This window comes from Vibrio diabolicus (genome assembly GCF_011801455.1).
Taxonomy (GTDB): domain Bacteria; phylum Pseudomonadota; class Gammaproteobacteria; order Enterobacterales; family Vibrionaceae; genus Vibrio; species Vibrio diabolicus.
The window spans coordinates 3,183,190-3,200,292 of record NZ_CP042451.1 but is presented as its reverse complement, the minus strand read 5'-3'; the positions used below and the strand labels follow the sequence as shown (position 1 = coordinate 3,200,292).

Annotated in this window: 15 protein-coding genes; 8 read left to right on the top strand and 7 right to left on the bottom strand. The window is 48.5% G+C overall.

The window, feature by feature from the left end; genetic code table 11:
* Positions 1-3: 3 nt before the first annotated feature.
* Positions 4-1,356 carry a serine/threonine-protein kinase gene (locus tag FR741_RS15100; protein ID WP_167427043.1) on the bottom strand — a complete coding sequence of 451 codons (1,353 nt, stop codon included), beginning with the start codon at positions 1,354-1,356 and terminating at the stop codon, positions 4-6.
* A gap of 219 nt (positions 1,357-1,575) precedes the next feature.
* Here FR741_RS15100 and FR741_RS15095 point away from each other — a divergent pair, with 219 nt between their 5' ends.
* The 4 genes from FR741_RS15095 (at position 1,576) to FR741_RS15080 (ending at position 4,576) form a co-directional block, all read left to right on the top strand.
* Positions 1,576-2,583, top strand: coding sequence for a LacI family DNA-binding transcriptional regulator (locus FR741_RS15095; protein WP_005394370.1), 1,008 nt, complete (start codon positions 1,576-1,578; stop codon positions 2,581-2,583).
* A gap of 55 nt (positions 2,584-2,638) precedes the next feature.
* Entirely contained in the window at positions 2,639-3,574 is a 936-nt protein-coding gene (locus FR741_RS15090; RefSeq protein ID WP_005394374.1) for a LysR family transcriptional regulator, read from the top strand.
* 271 nt (positions 3,575-3,845) lie between these two features.
* Complete coding sequence (locus tag FR741_RS15085; protein WP_167427042.1) at positions 3,846-4,250, top strand: SMR family transporter; 405 nt, start codon at positions 3,846-3,848, stop codon at positions 4,248-4,250.
* Complete coding sequence (locus FR741_RS15080; RefSeq protein WP_005394379.1) at positions 4,247-4,576, top strand: SMR family transporter; 330 nt, start codon at positions 4,247-4,249, stop codon at positions 4,574-4,576. Before FR741_RS15085 ends, FR741_RS15080 begins: the two co-directional genes overlap by 4 nt.
* Before the next feature lie 538 nt (positions 4,577-5,114).
* Here the strand turns inward: FR741_RS15080 and edd are convergent.
* Positions 5,115-6,911: a phosphogluconate dehydratase gene (edd, locus tag FR741_RS15075; RefSeq protein WP_167427041.1), complete on the bottom strand. Its 1,797-nt coding sequence runs from the start codon at positions 6,909-6,911 to the stop codon at positions 5,115-5,117.
* Positions 6,911-7,435: a gluconokinase gene (locus tag FR741_RS15070; RefSeq protein WP_053349770.1), complete on the bottom strand. Its 525-nt coding sequence runs from the start codon at positions 7,433-7,435 to the stop codon at positions 6,911-6,913. Before FR741_RS15070 ends, edd begins: the two co-directional genes overlap by 1 nt.
* A gap of 153 nt (positions 7,436-7,588) precedes the next feature.
* Between FR741_RS15070 and FR741_RS15065 the strand changes: the two genes are divergently transcribed.
* Both FR741_RS15065 and FR741_RS15060 read left to right on the top strand, forming a co-directional pair.
* Positions 7,589-8,965 carry a GntP family permease gene (locus tag FR741_RS15065; RefSeq protein WP_167427040.1) on the top strand — a complete coding sequence of 459 codons (1,377 nt, stop codon included), beginning with the start codon at positions 7,589-7,591 and terminating at the stop codon, positions 8,963-8,965.
* Between the two features lie 9 nt (positions 8,966-8,974).
* Positions 8,975-9,586, top strand: coding sequence for a bifunctional 4-hydroxy-2-oxoglutarate aldolase/2-dehydro-3-deoxy-phosphogluconate aldolase (locus FR741_RS15060; RefSeq protein ID WP_005394384.1), 612 nt, complete (start codon positions 8,975-8,977; stop codon positions 9,584-9,586).
* A gap of 105 nt (positions 9,587-9,691) precedes the next feature.
* Here FR741_RS15060 and xapA read toward each other — a convergent pair whose 3' ends face one another.
* Complete coding sequence (gene xapA / locus FR741_RS15055) at positions 9,692-10,516, bottom strand: xanthosine phosphorylase (protein WP_167427039.1); 825 nt, start codon at positions 10,514-10,516, stop codon at positions 9,692-9,694.
* 122 nt (positions 10,517-10,638) lie between these two features.
* Between xapA and FR741_RS15050 the strand changes: the two genes are divergently transcribed.
* Positions 10,639-11,544: a LysR family transcriptional regulator gene (locus FR741_RS15050; protein WP_025622053.1), complete on the top strand. Its 906-nt coding sequence runs from the start codon at positions 10,639-10,641 to the stop codon at positions 11,542-11,544.
* An 81-nt stretch (positions 11,545-11,625) separates the two neighbouring features.
* Here FR741_RS15050 and gorA read toward each other — a convergent pair whose 3' ends face one another.
* Positions 11,626-12,981, bottom strand: coding sequence for a glutathione-disulfide reductase (gene gorA / locus FR741_RS15045; RefSeq protein ID WP_005478739.1), 1,356 nt, complete (start codon positions 12,979-12,981; stop codon positions 11,626-11,628).
* Between the two features lie 259 nt (positions 12,982-13,240).
* A complete protein-coding gene (locus FR741_RS15040; protein WP_005478729.1) occupies positions 13,241-14,080 on the bottom strand; it encodes a 23S rRNA (adenine(2030)-N(6))-methyltransferase RlmJ in 840 nt (279 codons plus the stop codon).
* A gap of 399 nt (positions 14,081-14,479) precedes the next feature.
* On the opposite strand from FR741_RS15040, the gene prlC reads away from it, so the two are divergent.
* The gene (gene prlC, locus FR741_RS15035) at positions 14,480-16,522 is read left to right on the top strand and encodes an oligopeptidase A (RefSeq protein ID WP_167427038.1); all 2,043 of its coding nucleotides are present in this window, start codon (positions 14,480-14,482) and stop codon (positions 16,520-16,522) included.
* 74 nt (positions 16,523-16,596) lie between these two features.
* Here the strand turns inward: prlC and asnC are convergent, their stop codons facing one another.
* Positions 16,597-17,061 carry a transcriptional regulator AsnC gene (gene asnC / locus FR741_RS15030; protein ID WP_005394393.1) on the bottom strand — a complete coding sequence of 155 codons (465 nt, stop codon included), beginning with the start codon at positions 17,059-17,061 and terminating at the stop codon, positions 16,597-16,599.
* Positions 17,062-17,103 lie beyond the last annotated feature (42 nt).

Sequence of the window (17,103 nt, the reverse complement as noted above, 5' to 3'; positions counted from 1 at the left end):
GCCTTATTGGTTGGTGCTGTCCTCAGACGCACAATTTGGCTGACAACTCATTGGAGTAGTTAGGTGCTTCTTTGGCACCGGTGTCATCATCGCCAACAACATTTTTTGTTTTATATGTTTGGGGATATCTGGATTAGAGAGTATCCGCCTTCGTGTTAACTCCATCATGGAGCTCACCGAGAGGTGTTCGACATTCTGCCCCTTCGCGTGGAAGATAAGGCGGGTCATTTCGTACATCATATCTTCTGCAATCTTCTTCTCTTGTTGCAGTTGGATATTCTTTTGCATCATGGCGCTGCCAAATATCACACCTGAGAGTACGATGATGCCTGACAATGCCGAAGCAAGAGGGCGCCGTTGCACCAAGCGAAAGGCGCTATACAAGGGCCAGTGTTTTTTCTGCTCGATAGGGCGACGTTCGATAATTCGCTCGATATCAATGCGTAGCGCTCGCACATCTGGGTATCGCACTTGGGTGGCTGGACGCGTCGCCCGTCTTATCACCCAATACACATCAGACCAAACCGCTGGTGACGGAAACATCAAAGCGAGGATTTTGCCCAATGAATAAACATCGCTTTGTTCTGTCAGTACTTGTCCTGCCTGCTGCTCAGGGCTGGCAAAGTTTTGGCTAAAAGCAATCAGTGCCGAGGGTGAGCCCTCTCGGGTGGAGTGCGCTTTTTGAGTTAAGTTGAAGTCGAGCAGTTTGGGTCGTTTGCTACGATCGATCAGTATATTTTCTGGTTTTAGATCGGCATGCAAAACATGATGCTGGTGGGCGTGCTCCATCGCCTGACAAATCTGCTTAAACAGCAACAGTTTTTCCGTCTTTTCCAGCTTATTTTCTGACAGGTATTCATCTAAGGTTTGACCAAATACCCGCTCCATCACGATGTAAACTGAATCTTGATGAAGACCGCCATCAAACACTTTCGCTATGTACGGATGGTTTAGACGCGCGAGCAGTTGTGCCTCATCGAAGAGTGCACGTTGTCCCAGCACATTACTCAAATTGCTTTGAATAAACTTGATGGCCAGATCTTGTTCGAACGTTTCATCTGCACGTAGGGCGGCGTAAACGACACCCATGCCACCGCGACCCAACTCATGAGTTAGGCGATACTTACTGATGACTTCTCCGCTTAGATCGACGTCTCGGTTCGTAGCCTGGTGAGCACCAAAGTAAAGTAACTGCGTTAGTTGTTCTTCTGGTGTCTCATTGGCTAAAAGAGGAACGAGTTGTTGATACAGCTCAGGTTGACTTTGTTGCAATGCTTGGAGGTATTGCTGCTTTTGGGAGTCGTCCAGATCAAGCAAGTGATAGTAAATCTGGGTTTCGCTAGAGCCTAACTGCACTGTGCCTAATGTCTTATTCTTTTAGGTACGGCATTTTATAAGAACTTTGATATAAATGTCATTTATTTATTCGGCTTTGACTCACAATGTATGAAACGCAATTTGGTGGCTAATAGAATAATAACGTCATGATTTTGCGAATTATTTTTACTGAGCTTGTCGGCAGAGAGTCTATTCGTCATAATGTTACTTGTAACATTACTGATAAATCACATATTTATGGCTCAACAGAATAAGAAAACTCGCACGACATTGCAGGATGTCGCAGACCAAGTTGGTGTCACGAAGATGACGGTTTCACGTTATATGCGTAACCCTGAATCGGTGGCAGAAAAGACTCGGGCCAAGATTGCGACTGCGATTGAAGAGATGGGATACATCGAAAACCGCGCCCCCGCTATGCTGTCAAAGTCGTCCAGTAAAGCCATTGGTATTTTACTGCCCTCATTGTCCAACCAAATTTTTGCTTCCTTTGTTCAGGGCATAGAGATGGTGACCAAAGCCAATGGCTATGAGACGCTTTTAGCGCATTTTAGCTACGATGAGCTTGAAGAAGAACGCAAGATCGCATCATTACTCTCTTATCAGGTCGATGGACTTATTCTCACTGAAAGCCATCATACGCCGCGTACATTGCAAATGATAAAAAATGCAGGGATCCCTGTAGTGGAAACCATGGAACTACCACCAAAGCCGATTGATATGGCGGTTGGGCTAGATCATGAAGATGCCTCGTACACAGCGGTTAAGCAGATGCTAGATTCAGGTAAGCGTACAATCGTTTATTTTGGGGCGCGTTTGGATACGCGAACCAAGCTGCGTATGCAAGGTTATGATCGCGCGATGACGGAAGCAGGGCTAGAACCTAAGCACGTATTAACGGGTGACCACTCTAGCTTCTCTTTAGCGCATGATTTGCTTGAACGCGCGCTAGAAACTCACCCAACGCTTGATGGCGTATTCTGTACCAACGACGACATCGCGATAGGGACCATGCTGAGCGCGCAACAACGTGGCATTCAAGTTCCGCAGCAGCTGGCGGTTGTGGGCTATAACGCGCTGGATATTGGTCAAACCATCAGCCCGAAACTGACTAGCGTCGATACACCGCGTTTCAAAATCGGTGAAAAGAGCGCAGAGCTTTTGATCGCGCGTCTGAAAGGTGAAGCGCAAGAAGAAAAAGTGGTTGATATGGGGTATCAAATTACCTCCGGAGAGAGTGTTTAACTCGCAGTTAACCGCTCTCTGTATTCGCTCATCAATGGTATTGGCAGGTTAGGGTATGGCACATCAGCTGGATGCATTGGATCTCAACTTAATGCGTTTATTAAAGGCCGTGGTGGAAAACCGCAGCATCAAGCTGGCCGCGATGCAGCTGGGCATTTCTCAACCGAGTGCCAGTCGCGGCGTAATGAAGCTTAAGCAAGTGTTTGATGACCCGCTGTTTGTGCGTAAAGCGCATGGGGTTGAGCCGTCACCGATGGCGATACGTCTCGCCGCCGAGTTCGACAACATAATTGCACCACTGGAAAAAGTGGTGCAAGAGTTTGAAGTGTTCGATCCACTGCAATACCAAGGGCAGATCGCGATTGTGACCGACCCTTATTTGATGGATGAGCAAGGGCAGCGATTGCTAACTGGCTGTCATCGAGCCTTTCCCAAAGCGCACTTTGCCTTTTCCAGTTGGAACAGTTACTCGCACGATGAAATGCTAGAGGGCGAGCACGATTACTGCATTCTTGACCAAGAGACCGAGCTGTCGAAAGACATTTATATGCGTCCGTTGTTTGTTGAAAAACGGGTGATTTTGGCACGTAAAAACCACCCGACTTTATCGAAAGTCAGTAATGATTGGGACACGGTGTCCAAACTGCCTCTGGTGTCTCTGCCTGCGCCCGCTTCGTATAAACCACTTTGTACCGTGGAGTCCGAATATCGTCGTATGGGCTATGAGCCTGTGGTGTTACTTAAATCCTATAATTTGCGTGTGGCGTGCCAAATGTTGCAAGAAACCGACGCGATTATGTATGCCAGCCAAAGCTCAGCAGTATTGATGCCGGAGCTGGACTCTTACGCGATGCCTTTGGTCAACCGTGAGTTTAGCCAGTTTGTCGTCTCTGGCGGTTTCTTACAAACCAATCGCAACCATCCTTTGCACCGACACTTACATAAAGTGGTACGCCAAACCCTGAAGACGCCATTAATTTTCGCACAGTGATGACTGGTTATTGTCTCGCGTCACCGAGATTCTCTGCATAAGATAACCATGAAGAAAATGTGTGATTACATAGGCAACTCGATCCTATAGATATTCAAAAATGAATATCTCAATTACCTGTCTCTTTTTCCTGCTCAGCGCTAACCTTATCTCAAATAGTCAGGAGAAGTGGCTCATTTTTATCTTTTTAACTTTTTGAATGTCGATACAGATGCGTGACATTCACCATTCTCCGTTATGCAGTTTTTTAATTTCTGATGGAGGATTCATCATGATAGTTGCACGTCTATTTTTATTGCTCGCCATCGTTGCCGAAGTAGCAGGCACCAGCACCATGTCTTTTATCGGACAAGGTCATGGATGGTTGGGCTACATCGTGATGTACGTATTGATTGCGGTGTCGTACTACTTCCTCTCGATTGCAGCGAAAAAGATTTCTATCGGCGTGGCATACGCTGTTTGGGAAGGGTTGGGTATCTCATTGATCACGGTCGTTTCAATCGTGTTGTTTGATTCTGACTTAAATACCCAAGAGCTGCTTGGTTTGATGTTAGCTGTCATCGGCATCGTTTGTGTGACTTTAGGGGAGTTACACGGTCAATCTAACACCAAGAAAAACGCCGATAAACTGACAAAAGAACGTTCATTTTCTACAAGTGTAAGGTGTGAATCATGAGTCAATTTTTTACGATGTCATTTGGATTTGTCGTGATGGCTGCCTTGGTCGATATCGTGGCGAACATGGCGCTCACACGTTCTCACGGCTTTAAATACAAAGGCTGGGGCATTACCGCGATTGTGTTGGTACTGACAGCATTCACGCTGTTGGCACAAGCGGTTAAAGAGATCGACTTAGCCATTGCTTATGCTTCTTGGGGCGCGATCGGTATCTTGGGTACCGCAGTGGGTGGTGCCTTGCTGTTTAAGCAGAAACTCAAGCCAATCGGCTGGTTTGGTATCTTTGTGGTGATTGCTGCGGTCGTGGTGATGAAAACCGCTTAATGCAATCCTCTGAACCCCAGATATCTTCATTCTGAACAGCGAGGGACGCGCGTGATTCAGAATCTACCGACAACAAAGTGCAGTGGCAGAGGGGGTTTCTCTGGCTTCACAACACGTTGATAGTAGATCCCTGATCTCGCCTAGGCTCGTCGGAATGATGGACTAATTCGTTTATTTAAAAAGAGAAATGACCAATCCCAAAGCTCGTCATTCTGAACAGCGAGGGACGAGCGTGATTCAGAATCTACCAACAAAAAGTGCTGTGGCAGAGGTGTTTTCTCTGGCTTCACAGCACGTTGATAGTAGATTCCTGATCTCGCCTAGGCTCGTCGGAATGACGGACTAATTCGTTTATTGAAAAAGAAAAATGACCAATCCCACATCTCGTCATTCTGAACAGCGAGGGACGAGCGTGATTCAGAATCTACCAACAAAAAAGTACTGTGGCAGAGGTGTTTTCTCTGGCTTCACAGCACGTTGATATTAAATTCCTGATCTTGCTTAGGCTTGTCGAAATGACGAGGTTTTTCTTCTCGCCTTAAACAATGAAGCTTGCGCCTTCTTCTGCGCTAGAGACGTTTTGGCGGATCACGCTAAACAAGCCTCGTCCCCAAGTTTGTTGGGTCGATTCGGTATCGAAATGAATCAACTCGCGACCAGTGGTGTCGCTTAAGTTGTTCAGTTCACCCGTTTGGCAATCCAGACGAATCAAATCACCGTTGCGCACTAAACCAATCGCGCCGCCACGAATGGCTTCTGGAGAAACATGAATCGCAGACGGAATTTTACCTGACGCGCCAGATAAACGACCGTCAGTAACCAGCGCCACTTTAAAGCCCGCTTTTTGCACGTTACCTAAAATGGGCATCAGCTTGTGCAGTTCAGGCATGCCGTTTGCCGCTGGGCCGTTGTGTGTGACCACAACGATGCAATCTTTGTTCAGCTCACCACGTTTGTACGCGGCTTCCACTTCGTGTTGGCATTGGAATACGATCGCTGGTGCAACAATCACGCGTTGCTCTTCTTTCACCGCAGACACTTTCACCACGGCTTTGCCCAAGTTGCCAGTCAGCACGCGAGTGCCGCCAGTGTTTTGGAACGTGGCGTCTGGTTTGGCGATCACGTCACCGTCTTGGCTGCCTTGGCACGGTGTCCAAGTCAGTTGTCCATCGACAAGGCTCGGCAGCGTCATTTGGTCTTCAAATTCACCAAACACGGGTTTCACATCGCGATGCAAAAGCTCGGATTGGTTCAAGCGGTGCAATAACGCAGGCACGCCCCCCGCGTCTTGGAACGCGTTCATATCGGCTGGGCCGTTCGGGTAAACGCGAGCTAACAAAGGAACCACATCCGACAGATCGCTGATGTCTTGCCACGTGAGCAAGATGCCAGCAGCACGCGCCACGGCGATCATATGAATGGTGTGATTGGTGCTGCCGCCAGATGCGAGTAGAGCGATGATGCCGTTGACCAAGCTCTTTTCTGTGACCACTTCTGCCAACGGACGGAAGTGTGCAGAACCCGCCGTCATTGAGGCGATTTTCAGAGCCGCGTGATCGGTTAACGCTATACGCAGTTGGGTATGGGGATGAATGAATGCCGAACCTGGCAGCATCAAGCCCATGGCTTCGAACACCAACTGGTTGGTGTTGGCGGTGCCGTAAAACGTACACGTACCCGCAGAATGGTAAGCGCGACACTCCATATCCAGCAGAGCGTCTTTGCCGACTTCACCCGCTGCGTATTTTTGGCGCACGTCGACTTTCTCTTCGTTGCTGATGCCTGTTGCCATCAGACCCGCTGGTACAAACGCAGTCGGTAGGTGCGCGTAAGACAGCGCGCCCATCAGTTGCCCCGGGGCGATTTTGTCACAGATGCCAAGCAGCAATGTGGCATCAAAGACATTGTGGCTCAAAGACAACGCCGTTGATTGCGCAATTAAGTCACGCGAAAACAGCGACATATCCATGCCTGCTTGACCTTGAGTCACCCCATCGCACATCGCTGGCACACAACCTGCGACTTGCGCTGTATGGCCGTAGTCCGCCAGCACTTGTTTGATTTGCGCTGGGTAGTCTTGGTACGGCTGGTGGGCGCTCAACATGTCGTTGTAGGCGCTGATCAGCGCGACATTGGCATGAGTAAAATCGAGAATATTTTTCTTTTCAGAAGAGCAAGAAGCGGCGACTGCATGGGCTAAGTTACCACAAGATAAACCAACACGGCCTTTGCCAGCTTCGGCTTGCACTTCGGTGCGAGTAAGAAAGGCAGCGCGCGCTTCACGGCTGCGCTCGGTCAAACGTTGTGTAACCTCAAGAACAACAGAGTGAGTCATTACGCCACCTCGATCGCTTGCATTTTGATTAGCTCAGCGGCAGAGCGTTCCACCACGTCGCTGATGTCTCCGTCGATACTGACGATCAGAGTTTGAGGCTCGTTGTCTGGGCGCTCTAGCGTCTCGAATTGGCTCTTCACCATGTTTTCTTTCATGAAGTGGCCTTTGCGCATACGCATGCGATTAAGGATCAACTCCATATCGCCATCAAGGAACAGGAAGGTCACGTTGTTGTTACCTTCGCGGATCTGATCGCGGTAAATCTTTTTCAGTGCTGAACAGACAATAATGCCGTGTTCGTTTTTGCTTTCTAGGCTGTACGCCGCATCACGAATGCGTTCTAGCCATGGCTTGCGATCATCATCGTTCAGAGGCTGGCCCGACGCCATTTTCTGAATGTTCGCTCGTGGATGAAGATCATCACCATCAATGAATTTACGCCCTAGCTTTTTCGCTAGATGCTCACCAATTGTGCTTTTACCACTAGCACAAACGCCCATAACGATGACACTACTACCAGCCATAACTTATCCTCATAACCAAATTTGCGCGTGATCTCAATTTTTGAATTCACTTTAAAATATGGGTTTATCTTATTCATGTTATCGGTAACATGTTACCGGTAACTGAAATAAATGTGAACCATAACACAAACAATAATTCTTAAAGGTGAACCTATGGAGCAATTAACCCAAGCCCCAGATCCTACGTTCCTACTGACGATTGCAGGCCTTGCCATTGCAGCGTTACTCGTTCTGATCATTAAACTGAAAGTCCATGCTTTTGCTTCCCTTACTATGGTGAGTTTAGGCACAGCAATCGCCACTGGCGTTCCTTCTGAGAAAGTCGTATCGACCATAATGGGCGGCTTCGGCGGCACACTGGCTTCCGTGGCATTACTGGTTGGTCTTGGTGCGATGATCGGTAAAATTCTTGAAGTGACTGGCGGTGCGAAAGTGCTGGCAGACACTTTGATTGGTCGCTTTGGTAAAGAGCGCGCACCATTTGCTTTGGGCGTTGCTTCATTACTGTTTGGCTTCCCAATTTTCTTCGATGCTGGCCTTGTAGTGATGATGCCAATCATCCTAAGTGTGGCGGCTCGTTTTGGTGGCTCACCAATTAAATACGCGTTGCCTACTGCCGGTGCTTTTGCGGTTATGCACGCGTTTGTTCCACCACACCCAGGTCCGGTTGCAGCGGCAGAATTCCTTGGCGCAAACATCGGTCTGCTATTGGTGGTGGGTATTTTGGTTGCTATTCCCACTTGGTACCTTGGCGCTTACCTATTTGGCTTGTACGCGGGCAAAAAATTCGATATCCCACTATCTAAAGCCTTCTTTAATGGCGAAGCGATGGTGGATGAGCGCAACGCACCAAAATTTGGCACGGTTATGACCATCCTTGTGCTGCCAGTCCTGCTAATCTGTTTGGATACGGTATTGAACACACTGGCGGTTGCAGGTTTGATTGATGGCAAAACGGCACTGGTTGAGTTCCTACGTATGCTAGGTAAAACCCCAGTCGCGTTGCTGATTACTTTGATTGTCTGTCTGGCTGTGTTTGCCAAAGACTACGGCATGGCAAAACTAGAAAAATTATGTGGTGAGTCATTGGCTCCAATCTGTGGTGTTATCCTAGTAACGGGCGCAGGTGGCATGTTTGGCGGCGTACTGCGCTCAAGTGGTATCGGTGATGCACTGGCTGACGTTCTTACAGACACAGGTATGCCTGTGATTGTGGCGGCGTTTGTGATTTCAACCTGTCTGCGTGTTGCTCAAGGCTCGGCAACCGTAGCGCTAACCACGACGGCGGCTCTTATCGCGCCAGTTGTGGCAGCATCAACAGGTTTGAGTGAACTAGACCTTTGCTTTATCGTAATCGCGATTGCGGGTGGTGCAACGGTACTGTCTCACTTCAATGACTCTGGTTTCTGGTTGGTCTCTCGTCTGCTTGAGATGGATGAGAAAACCACATTAAAAACTTGGACGGTAATGGAAACGTTACTTGGTGGTATCGCGTTTATTATCGTCGCAACATTAAGCTTTATTCTTTAGAGGTTCCCCATGACAACACTTGAACAACGATTAAGAGAAATCAAAATCGTCCCAGTTATCGCAATCAACGACGTAGCACACGCTCTGCCACTGGCAAAAGTGTTGGTAGAAAACGGTTTACCATGTGCTGAAGTAACATTCCGCACAGAAGCGGCGGCAGAGTCGATTCGCATCATGCGTGAAGCGTACCCAGAGCTGTTGATTGGCGCGGGCACCGTTCTGACCACAGAACAAGTGGATATCGCAATCGAAGCGGGCGTGGACTTTATCGTTAGCCCAGGTTTCAACCCAACCACAGTGAAATACTGTCAGCAACGTGGCGTGACTATCGTACCAGGTGTAAACAACCCAAGCTTGGTTGAGCAAGCGATGGAAATGGGTCTGCGTACGTTGAAGTTCTTCCCTGCTGAGCCATCAGGCGGCGTAAACATGCTGAAAGCACTCACGGCGGTTTACCCAGTTGAATTCATGCCAACAGGTGGCGTAAGCCCATCCAACGTTGAAGATTATCTAGCGCTGAAATCGGTTGTAGCTTGTGGCGGTACTTGGATGGTGCCAACCGCAATGATGGACAACGGCGATTGGGAAGGCATTGCTGAATTGGTTCGCGCAGTTAAGTAAAACGCACAAACGGCGCCGAAATACCCCCGAACGTTAGAAAACGTGATACGAAAAAGGGTCATCAAGTTACTTGATGACCCTTTTGCTTTTTGGAATGAAACAGCTTTAGAAGTGATGCTTCATAAAGCGCTTAATAAAGCGAATGAAATCTGCTTCGGCTAGCTTCGCGCACTTCAATGTTTGGGCGTGAGACAATTCTACATCTCCCAAGCCTTCTGCCATGTTGGTGATCGCACACACTGCCAATACGGGTAAGCCGCAATGCGCCGCAGAAATCACTTCTGGCACGACCGACATGCCCACTATATCACCACCGATGATTTGCATCATGCGGATTTCGGCTGCGGTCTCAAAGTTGGGGCCAGTGTAAGAGACAAACACGCCTTCATTCAGGTGAATACCATTGGCTTTGCCGACTTCAAACGCTTCTGCGCGTAGGTCTTTGTCGTACGCATTGGCGAGGCTGAAGAACCTCGGGCCGTACTCTTCATCATTCGGACCGATCATTGGCGATTCAGGCATGGTATTGATGTGGTCATGAAATACCACCAGAGAACCGACATCAATACGCTCAGGGCGAAGTGAGCCTGCTGCGTTGGTGACGAGCAAAAACTCACAGCCCAGCTTTTTAAAGGTGCGCACGGGCGTGGTCATGACCTTCATTGAGCCGTGTTCGTAGTAGTGACCGCGACCTTTCATGCACACTACGTCTACGCCGCCCATGGTACCAAGCACCAACTCACCAGAGTGGCCTTGCACGGTGCTAACCGGAAAGCCTTCGAGCTCTTCGTATGGAATGACCACTTTGTCTTGTAGTTCGTCTGCCAATACGCCTAAGCCAGAGCCTAAAATAAACGCCGCTTTAGGTTGGAAGTTTGGTTTGCGTTCGCGAATGGTTTGTAGTGCGCCGATTACTGGATCGTGATTCATGTTAGTCACCTTCTGGTTATGTGTTGATTCCATTGTGTGACTTTCTGCGCTGGTTATCTTTGCTTTATTCGCTACTATCATCCTTAAAAAGAGGATGATGAAATTCGCCTAGGACTCAATGCATGAAGTCAGAACCATTTGAGCGCGTGACGCTGAAGATGCTGCGTTACTTTTACGAGGTCGCACAAACCAAGCATTTCACTAAGGCCGCCGAGAATCTCAATATCACCAATTCGCCGTTGAGCAATCGCATCAAAGAGTTGGAAGAAGTGCTTAACGTCAAACTGTTTGAGCGTGATTCAAGAAACGTCATGCTGACGGAGGCCGGGCGATTGTTGGAGTCCAAATGCCAACTGATTTTTCAGACCTTGGATGTCTCACTCAATCAAGTGCAGCAAGTGGGTTTGAACCAGAGAAATATCTTGCGAGTTGGTGTGGTAAGTAGTGCATTTTGGGGCGGATTTGATCGTTTGTTACAGCGCTTCCATGCTGAGCATAGCACTTATCACGCCGACATTTTTGACCTTAACCCAGAGACGCAAAAGAAGCATCTGAGTGAGAAGAAAATCGACGTGGGCATTGTACGTTTTGCCGATGCACTCAACATTTATCCGTATCAGTCGGTGTCTTTGGGCAAAGATGTGTTTGTGGTGGCGGTGTCGGAGCAACATGAGTTAGCCAGCAAATCTTTGCTGCGGCTCCAAGATTTAAAGGCGTGTGAGTTTGCGTTTATGAGTTTGGCGAATTCTGCCTCGGCAAACTTCATCATCAATGCCTGTCTGCAAGAAGGCTTTTCACCCCATATTGGCAAACAAGTGGTGGAGCCAAGCACCTTGATGGCATATGTAGCAAACAGCAATACCGTGACGTTGGTGCCGTCGACGTTTTCTCAGCATCATTGGCATGGGATTCGTTTTATCAAGCTGAAAGAGTCACTGCGTGCAGACTTATGTCTGATTCATGACGGTAAGCAGGAGAGTGCTATCAAAGCCGAGTTTATTCGCACGTTATTGGAGAATGCGAGTTAAGCATGGGCTAACAAAAAAAGGTCACCCTAAGGTGACCTTTTCAAATGATTCGCTGAAATCAGCAATGCGATTAGCGCGCAATTAACGCATCGTTACGAACTCTTCTGAGCCCGTTGGGTGGATAGCCACAACCGAGTCGAAGTCTGCTTTGGTTGCGCCCATCTTCATTGCTACGCCGAAGCCTTGGATCATTTCATCTACCGTGAAACCGATGCCGTGTAGACCAACAACCGTTTCTTCTTCACCCGCACATACAAGCTTCATCTTACATGGTTGACGGTGCTTAGTAACGGCGGTGTACATCGCAGTAAAGCCAGATGTGTAGACTTTGATGTTGTCTTTGCCGTACTTCTCTTCCGCTTCTTGCGTTGTAAGACCGATAGTGCCGATTGGTGGGTGGCTAAATACCACAGTTGGAACCAAATCGTAGTCCATCTTCGCGTTTGGTTTATTGTTGAACAAACGCTCAGAAAGTTGACGACCCGCTTTCACTGCTACTGGTGTTAGCTCGATACCGCCTTCCATGATGTCACCCACACAGTAGATGCCTTTCACGTTGGTTTCTTGGTATTCGTCTACCTTAATGTAGCCTTTTTCGTTCGTTGCAACGCCAGTTGACGCTAGGTTGATTGCGTCAGTTGCTGGGTGACGACCGATTGCCCAAATCAGTTGGTCAACGTTTTGGCTCTCACCGTTTTCTAGGTGCAGAGTTAGGCTGCCATCGGCTTCTTTTACCACTTCTTTTGGTACAGAATGGGTATGCAGTGTTGGGCCTTCTGCTTCCATTACTTCAACCAACGTATCGATGATCATTGGATCGAAGCTACGCAGTGGTGACTCTTTACGTACGAACAGGTGCGTTTCTGTACCTAGTGCGTGCAGTACGCCAGCAATTTCAACTGCGATGTAGCCAGCGCCGACAACCGCAACGCGTTTTGGTTGCTCTGCTAGGTCGAAGAAGCCGTTTGAATCGATGCCGTATTCAGCGCCTGGAATGTTTGGAATAGTAGGACGACCACCAACCGCGATTAGGATGTGATCCGCAGTATAATGTTCACCGTTTACTTCTACGGTTTTCTCGTCAACAAACTTAGCAAAGCCTTTAATTACGTTTACTTTGTTGTTGCCAAGAACGCGATCGTAAGATTGGTGAATACGACCAATGTACGCCTGACGGCTCTCAACCAGTTTGCTCCAGTCGAAACCTTTCACGTCGACATCAAAACCGTAATCTTCTGCGTACAGGTTCATTGCTTCTGCGATTTGTGCGCCGTGCCACATCACTTTCTTCGGTACACAACCTACGTTGACACAGGTACCACCGAGATCTTGAGCTTCGATTAGCGCAACTTTCGCGCCGTACATCGCCGCACGGTTTGCAGATGCGATGCCGCCACTGCCGCCACCGATACAGATATAGTCAAAATGAGTCGCCATTACTTTCTCCAAGAGCTTATAAATTTTATCTGGTACATAGATAGATTGGGATGACCTTGCCTGAACTCAATGCCACCGTTATCCCACTATCATAAATCGAATGTAACGAATTCCTAAATGGGAAAAAGTGACATTGCTTATGACAAATAGCGATGAGAGGTATAAAAAGAAGAATAAGCGCGATCAGACGGCGGGGTTGAGAGCATAAAAAAGCGCAACGAGAATGTCGTTGCGCTGAGAGGTTTCGGTGCAGAAGTGTTTACTCTGGCACAATCCAGTCCACTTTCCAGTGGCCGGTGGCTGGTGCGATCGCGTCTTGCAGGAATGGCAGAATTTCTTTCATCTGGCTTTCCAGTTTCCACGGTGGGTTAATCACAATCATGCCGGATGCCGTCATGCCGCGCTCGTTGGTATCGGGTGCGACACCCAATTCGATTTGCAGAATCTTACGAATGCCGAGGCTCTCTAGACCTTCAATCATGTCTTCGATGTCGTGACGGTTTACCACTGGGTACCAAATCGCGTAGATACCGGTTGCCCAACGTTTGTGGCTTTGGTAAATCGCTTGCACCACATCGCGGTACTCTTTAGCTAGCTCGTATGGCGGGTCAATCAGTACCAAGCCACGACGTTCTTGCGGTGGTAGGCTGCCTTTTAGACGCTTAAAGCCATCTTCTTTGTAGATGCTGACTTGGCGGTCGCGATGGAATTCTTGTTCCAGCAATGGATGATCGGCTGGGTGCAGCTCTGTCAGTACCATGCGGTCTTGTGGGCGGATTTGCGCACGCGCCACACGCGGTGAGCCTGGGTAGTAGCGCAGCTTATCGCCGTTGTTGAGTGCTTTGATGGCATCGATGTAGCTTTTGATGTCTTCAGGAATGTTTGGGTTATCCCAAATACGCGCGATGCCTTGTTTGTATTCGCCCGTTTTCTCAGACCATTCGTGAGTCAGATCGTAACGGCCCACACCCGAGTGGGTATCGTGATAAACGAATGGCTTATCTTTTTGTTTCAGCGCATCAAGAATGAGGCTTTGAACGATGTGTTTGACCACGTCGGCATGGTTGCCAGCGTGGAAGCTGTGGCGGTAACTTAACAAATTAAACTCTCGAAACACTCTTTGGCTGAGTGTGGTCTGTGATTTCAGATACAATAAATTTTCGCTGTGTTGAGGGTATTATACCCAACATCCTTGCAGATGCAGAATCTCCGTTTGATTTTGCACGACTTAAAATGCGCTCACTATTGAAATCTCTTTAAGTCACCCATACTTACTAAACATATTGAACCTAAGTGGGATCGCAGTGCTCCAATAGAGTGCTCTGCCACTTAGGCAGAATAAGACTCAAGGACAGAGCAAGCTCTCGTTGATCATCCGGTCATCGCAGCATAGAGAAAGGGAACGGAGCTCCCCCAATCCATGTTGTCGGCTTACTTGTGCATTGGGTCCGCCTATTTTATGGGCAGTCATAGAGCCAAAACACAAAAGGAATTATTCATGTCTAATCCACTTCTAACGTTTACGGACCTACCTCCGTTTTCGCAAATCAAACCAGAACACATTAAACCTGCTGTCGAGCAGGCGATTGCAGATTGTCGCGCCAAAGTTGAAGAGGTGCTAAAAGACAACACCAACCCAACTTGGGAAAATGTGATTGCTCCTCTAGAAGAAATTGATGACCGTCTGAGCCGCATTTGGTCGCCAGTTGGCCACATGAACTCTGTGGTGAACAGCGAAGCTCTGCGTGAAGCGTACGAAAGCTGCCTACCAATTTTGTCGGAATACGGCACTTGGGTTGGTCAGCACAAAGGCCTGTACGAAGCGTACAAGACCATCAAAGCGAGCGAAGAATTTGCAACGCTAACGCGTGCCCAGCAGAAAACCATCACCGATGCGCTACGTGACTTCGAATTATCGGGCATTGGCTTGCCATCAGACGAGCAGCACCGTTACGGCGAGATCAGCAAACGCATGTCTGAGCTGAGCTCTAAATTCTCCAACAATGTGCTGGATGCCACCATGGGTTGGACCAAGCACATCACGGATGAGAAAGACCTCGCGGGTATGCCAGAATCGGCGTTGGCAGCAGCAAAAGCCGCTGCAGAAGCAAAAGAGCTCGATGGCTACCTGATCACGCTGGATATCCCATCTTACCTACCTGTCATGACGTACTGCGACAACCAAGAGTTGCGTAAAGAAGTGTACGAAGCGTACGTGACGCGCGCTTCTGATCGTGGTCCAAACGCAGGCAAATGGGACAACTCAGAAATCATTACTGAGCAGCTAAAACTGCGTCATGAAATCGCACGTATGCTGGGCTTCAACACCTTCAGTGAGAAGTCGTTGGCGACGAAAATGGCAGAAACTCCGGCTCAAGTGCTTGGCTTCCTAAATGACTTAGCGACACGTGCGAAACCGCAGGGTGAGCGCGAAATTGAAGAGTTGCGTCAGTTTACTAAGAGCGAATTTGGCGTTGAAGAGCTGAACGTGTGGGATATCGCTTACTACAGCGAGAAGCAAAAACAGCACTTGTTCCAAATCTCGGACGAAGAGCTGCGCCCATACTTCCCAGAGTCAAAAGTCGTGAGCGGTCTGTTTGAAGTGCTAAACCGCGTGTTTGGCATGACCGTTACCGAGCGCGAAGGCGTAGACACTTGGCACGAATCTGTGCGCTTTTTCGATATCTTTGATGCTGAAGGCACACTCCGTGGCAGTTTCTACCTAGATCTCTATGCACGTGAACACAAACGTGGCGGCGCGTGGATGGACGATTGTCGTGGTCGTCGTATTACGCTCTCTGGTGAACTGCAAACGCCGGTGGCGTACCTAACGTGTAACTTCAACCGTCCAGTGGGCGACAAGCCAGCACTGTTCACGCACGATGAAGTTGTGACGCTATTCCATGAGTTTGGTCATGGAATCCACCACATGCTGACGCAAGTAGAAACTGGCGCGGTATCAGGCATTAATGGCGTACCTTGGGATGCGGTTGAATTGCCAAGTCAGTTCCTGGAAAACTGGTGTTGGGAAGAAGACGCACTGGCGTTCATTTCTGGTCACTATGAGACAGGCGAGCCGTTGCCAAAAGTGATGCTAGATAAGATGCTCGCGGCGAAAAACTTCCAGTCGGCGATGGGTATTTTGCGTCAGCTAGAATTCGGTTTGTTCGACTTTACTCTGCACACCGAATACGACCCAGAAGTGGGTGCACGCGTTTTAGAAACGCTGGCGAAAGTGAAAGAGAAAGTTGCGGTGGTTCCAGCAGTTGAGTGGGCGCGCTTCTCGCACAGCTTCGGTCACATCTTCGCTGGTGGTTACAGCGCGGGTTACTACAGCTATCTGTGGGCGGAAGTGCTGTCGTCAGACGCGTATTCTCGCTTTGAAGAAGAAGGTATCTTCAACAAAGAAACGGGTCAAAGCTTCCTGAACAACATCTTAGAAATGGGTGGCAGTGAAGAGCCAATGGAGCTGTTTAAGCGCTTCCGTGGTCGTGAACCACAAATTGATGCGCTATTGCGCCATTCTGGTATTGCAGCGTAAGCGCACGCTGTCTTTCCAAAAATACTAAGGCCAACCATTCGGTTGGCCTTTTTTGTCCATTTTTTATAAAAAATTCACGGATTCACACTGCGGTTAATTGGGTTCTGCAGCGATATCAATGTTTCCGTAGACTGAACCTCATCAATGGCTTGCAGCTTATCAATCAGCACAAATTGCAGTTCTTCAATCGATTTGCACATCAATTTGACGAATATGTTATACGCGCCCGTGGTGTAGTAAGCTTCAACGACTTCGTCGAGCGCGTTGAGTTTTTCTAGCGCGGAATGGTAATCGCGAGCTGCGTTTAGGTTAATACCAATGAAGCAGCACACATCGTAGCCGAGCTTTTTGGTATTTACGATCACCTCCGTTCCTTCGATGATGTCAGCCGATTTCATCTTCTCAATACGCACATGGATAGTGGCAGGGCTGACATCGAACTGCTTTGCCATTTCTGCGTAGGGCGTTCTGGCGTCAGCCATCAGTGTTTTTAATATTGCGCGGTCAAGGTCGTCGAGTTTCGGCAGGCTCGCATTCATACTATTATTTCCGTTAGGGATAGAGTTTTACCTCCCTTTTAT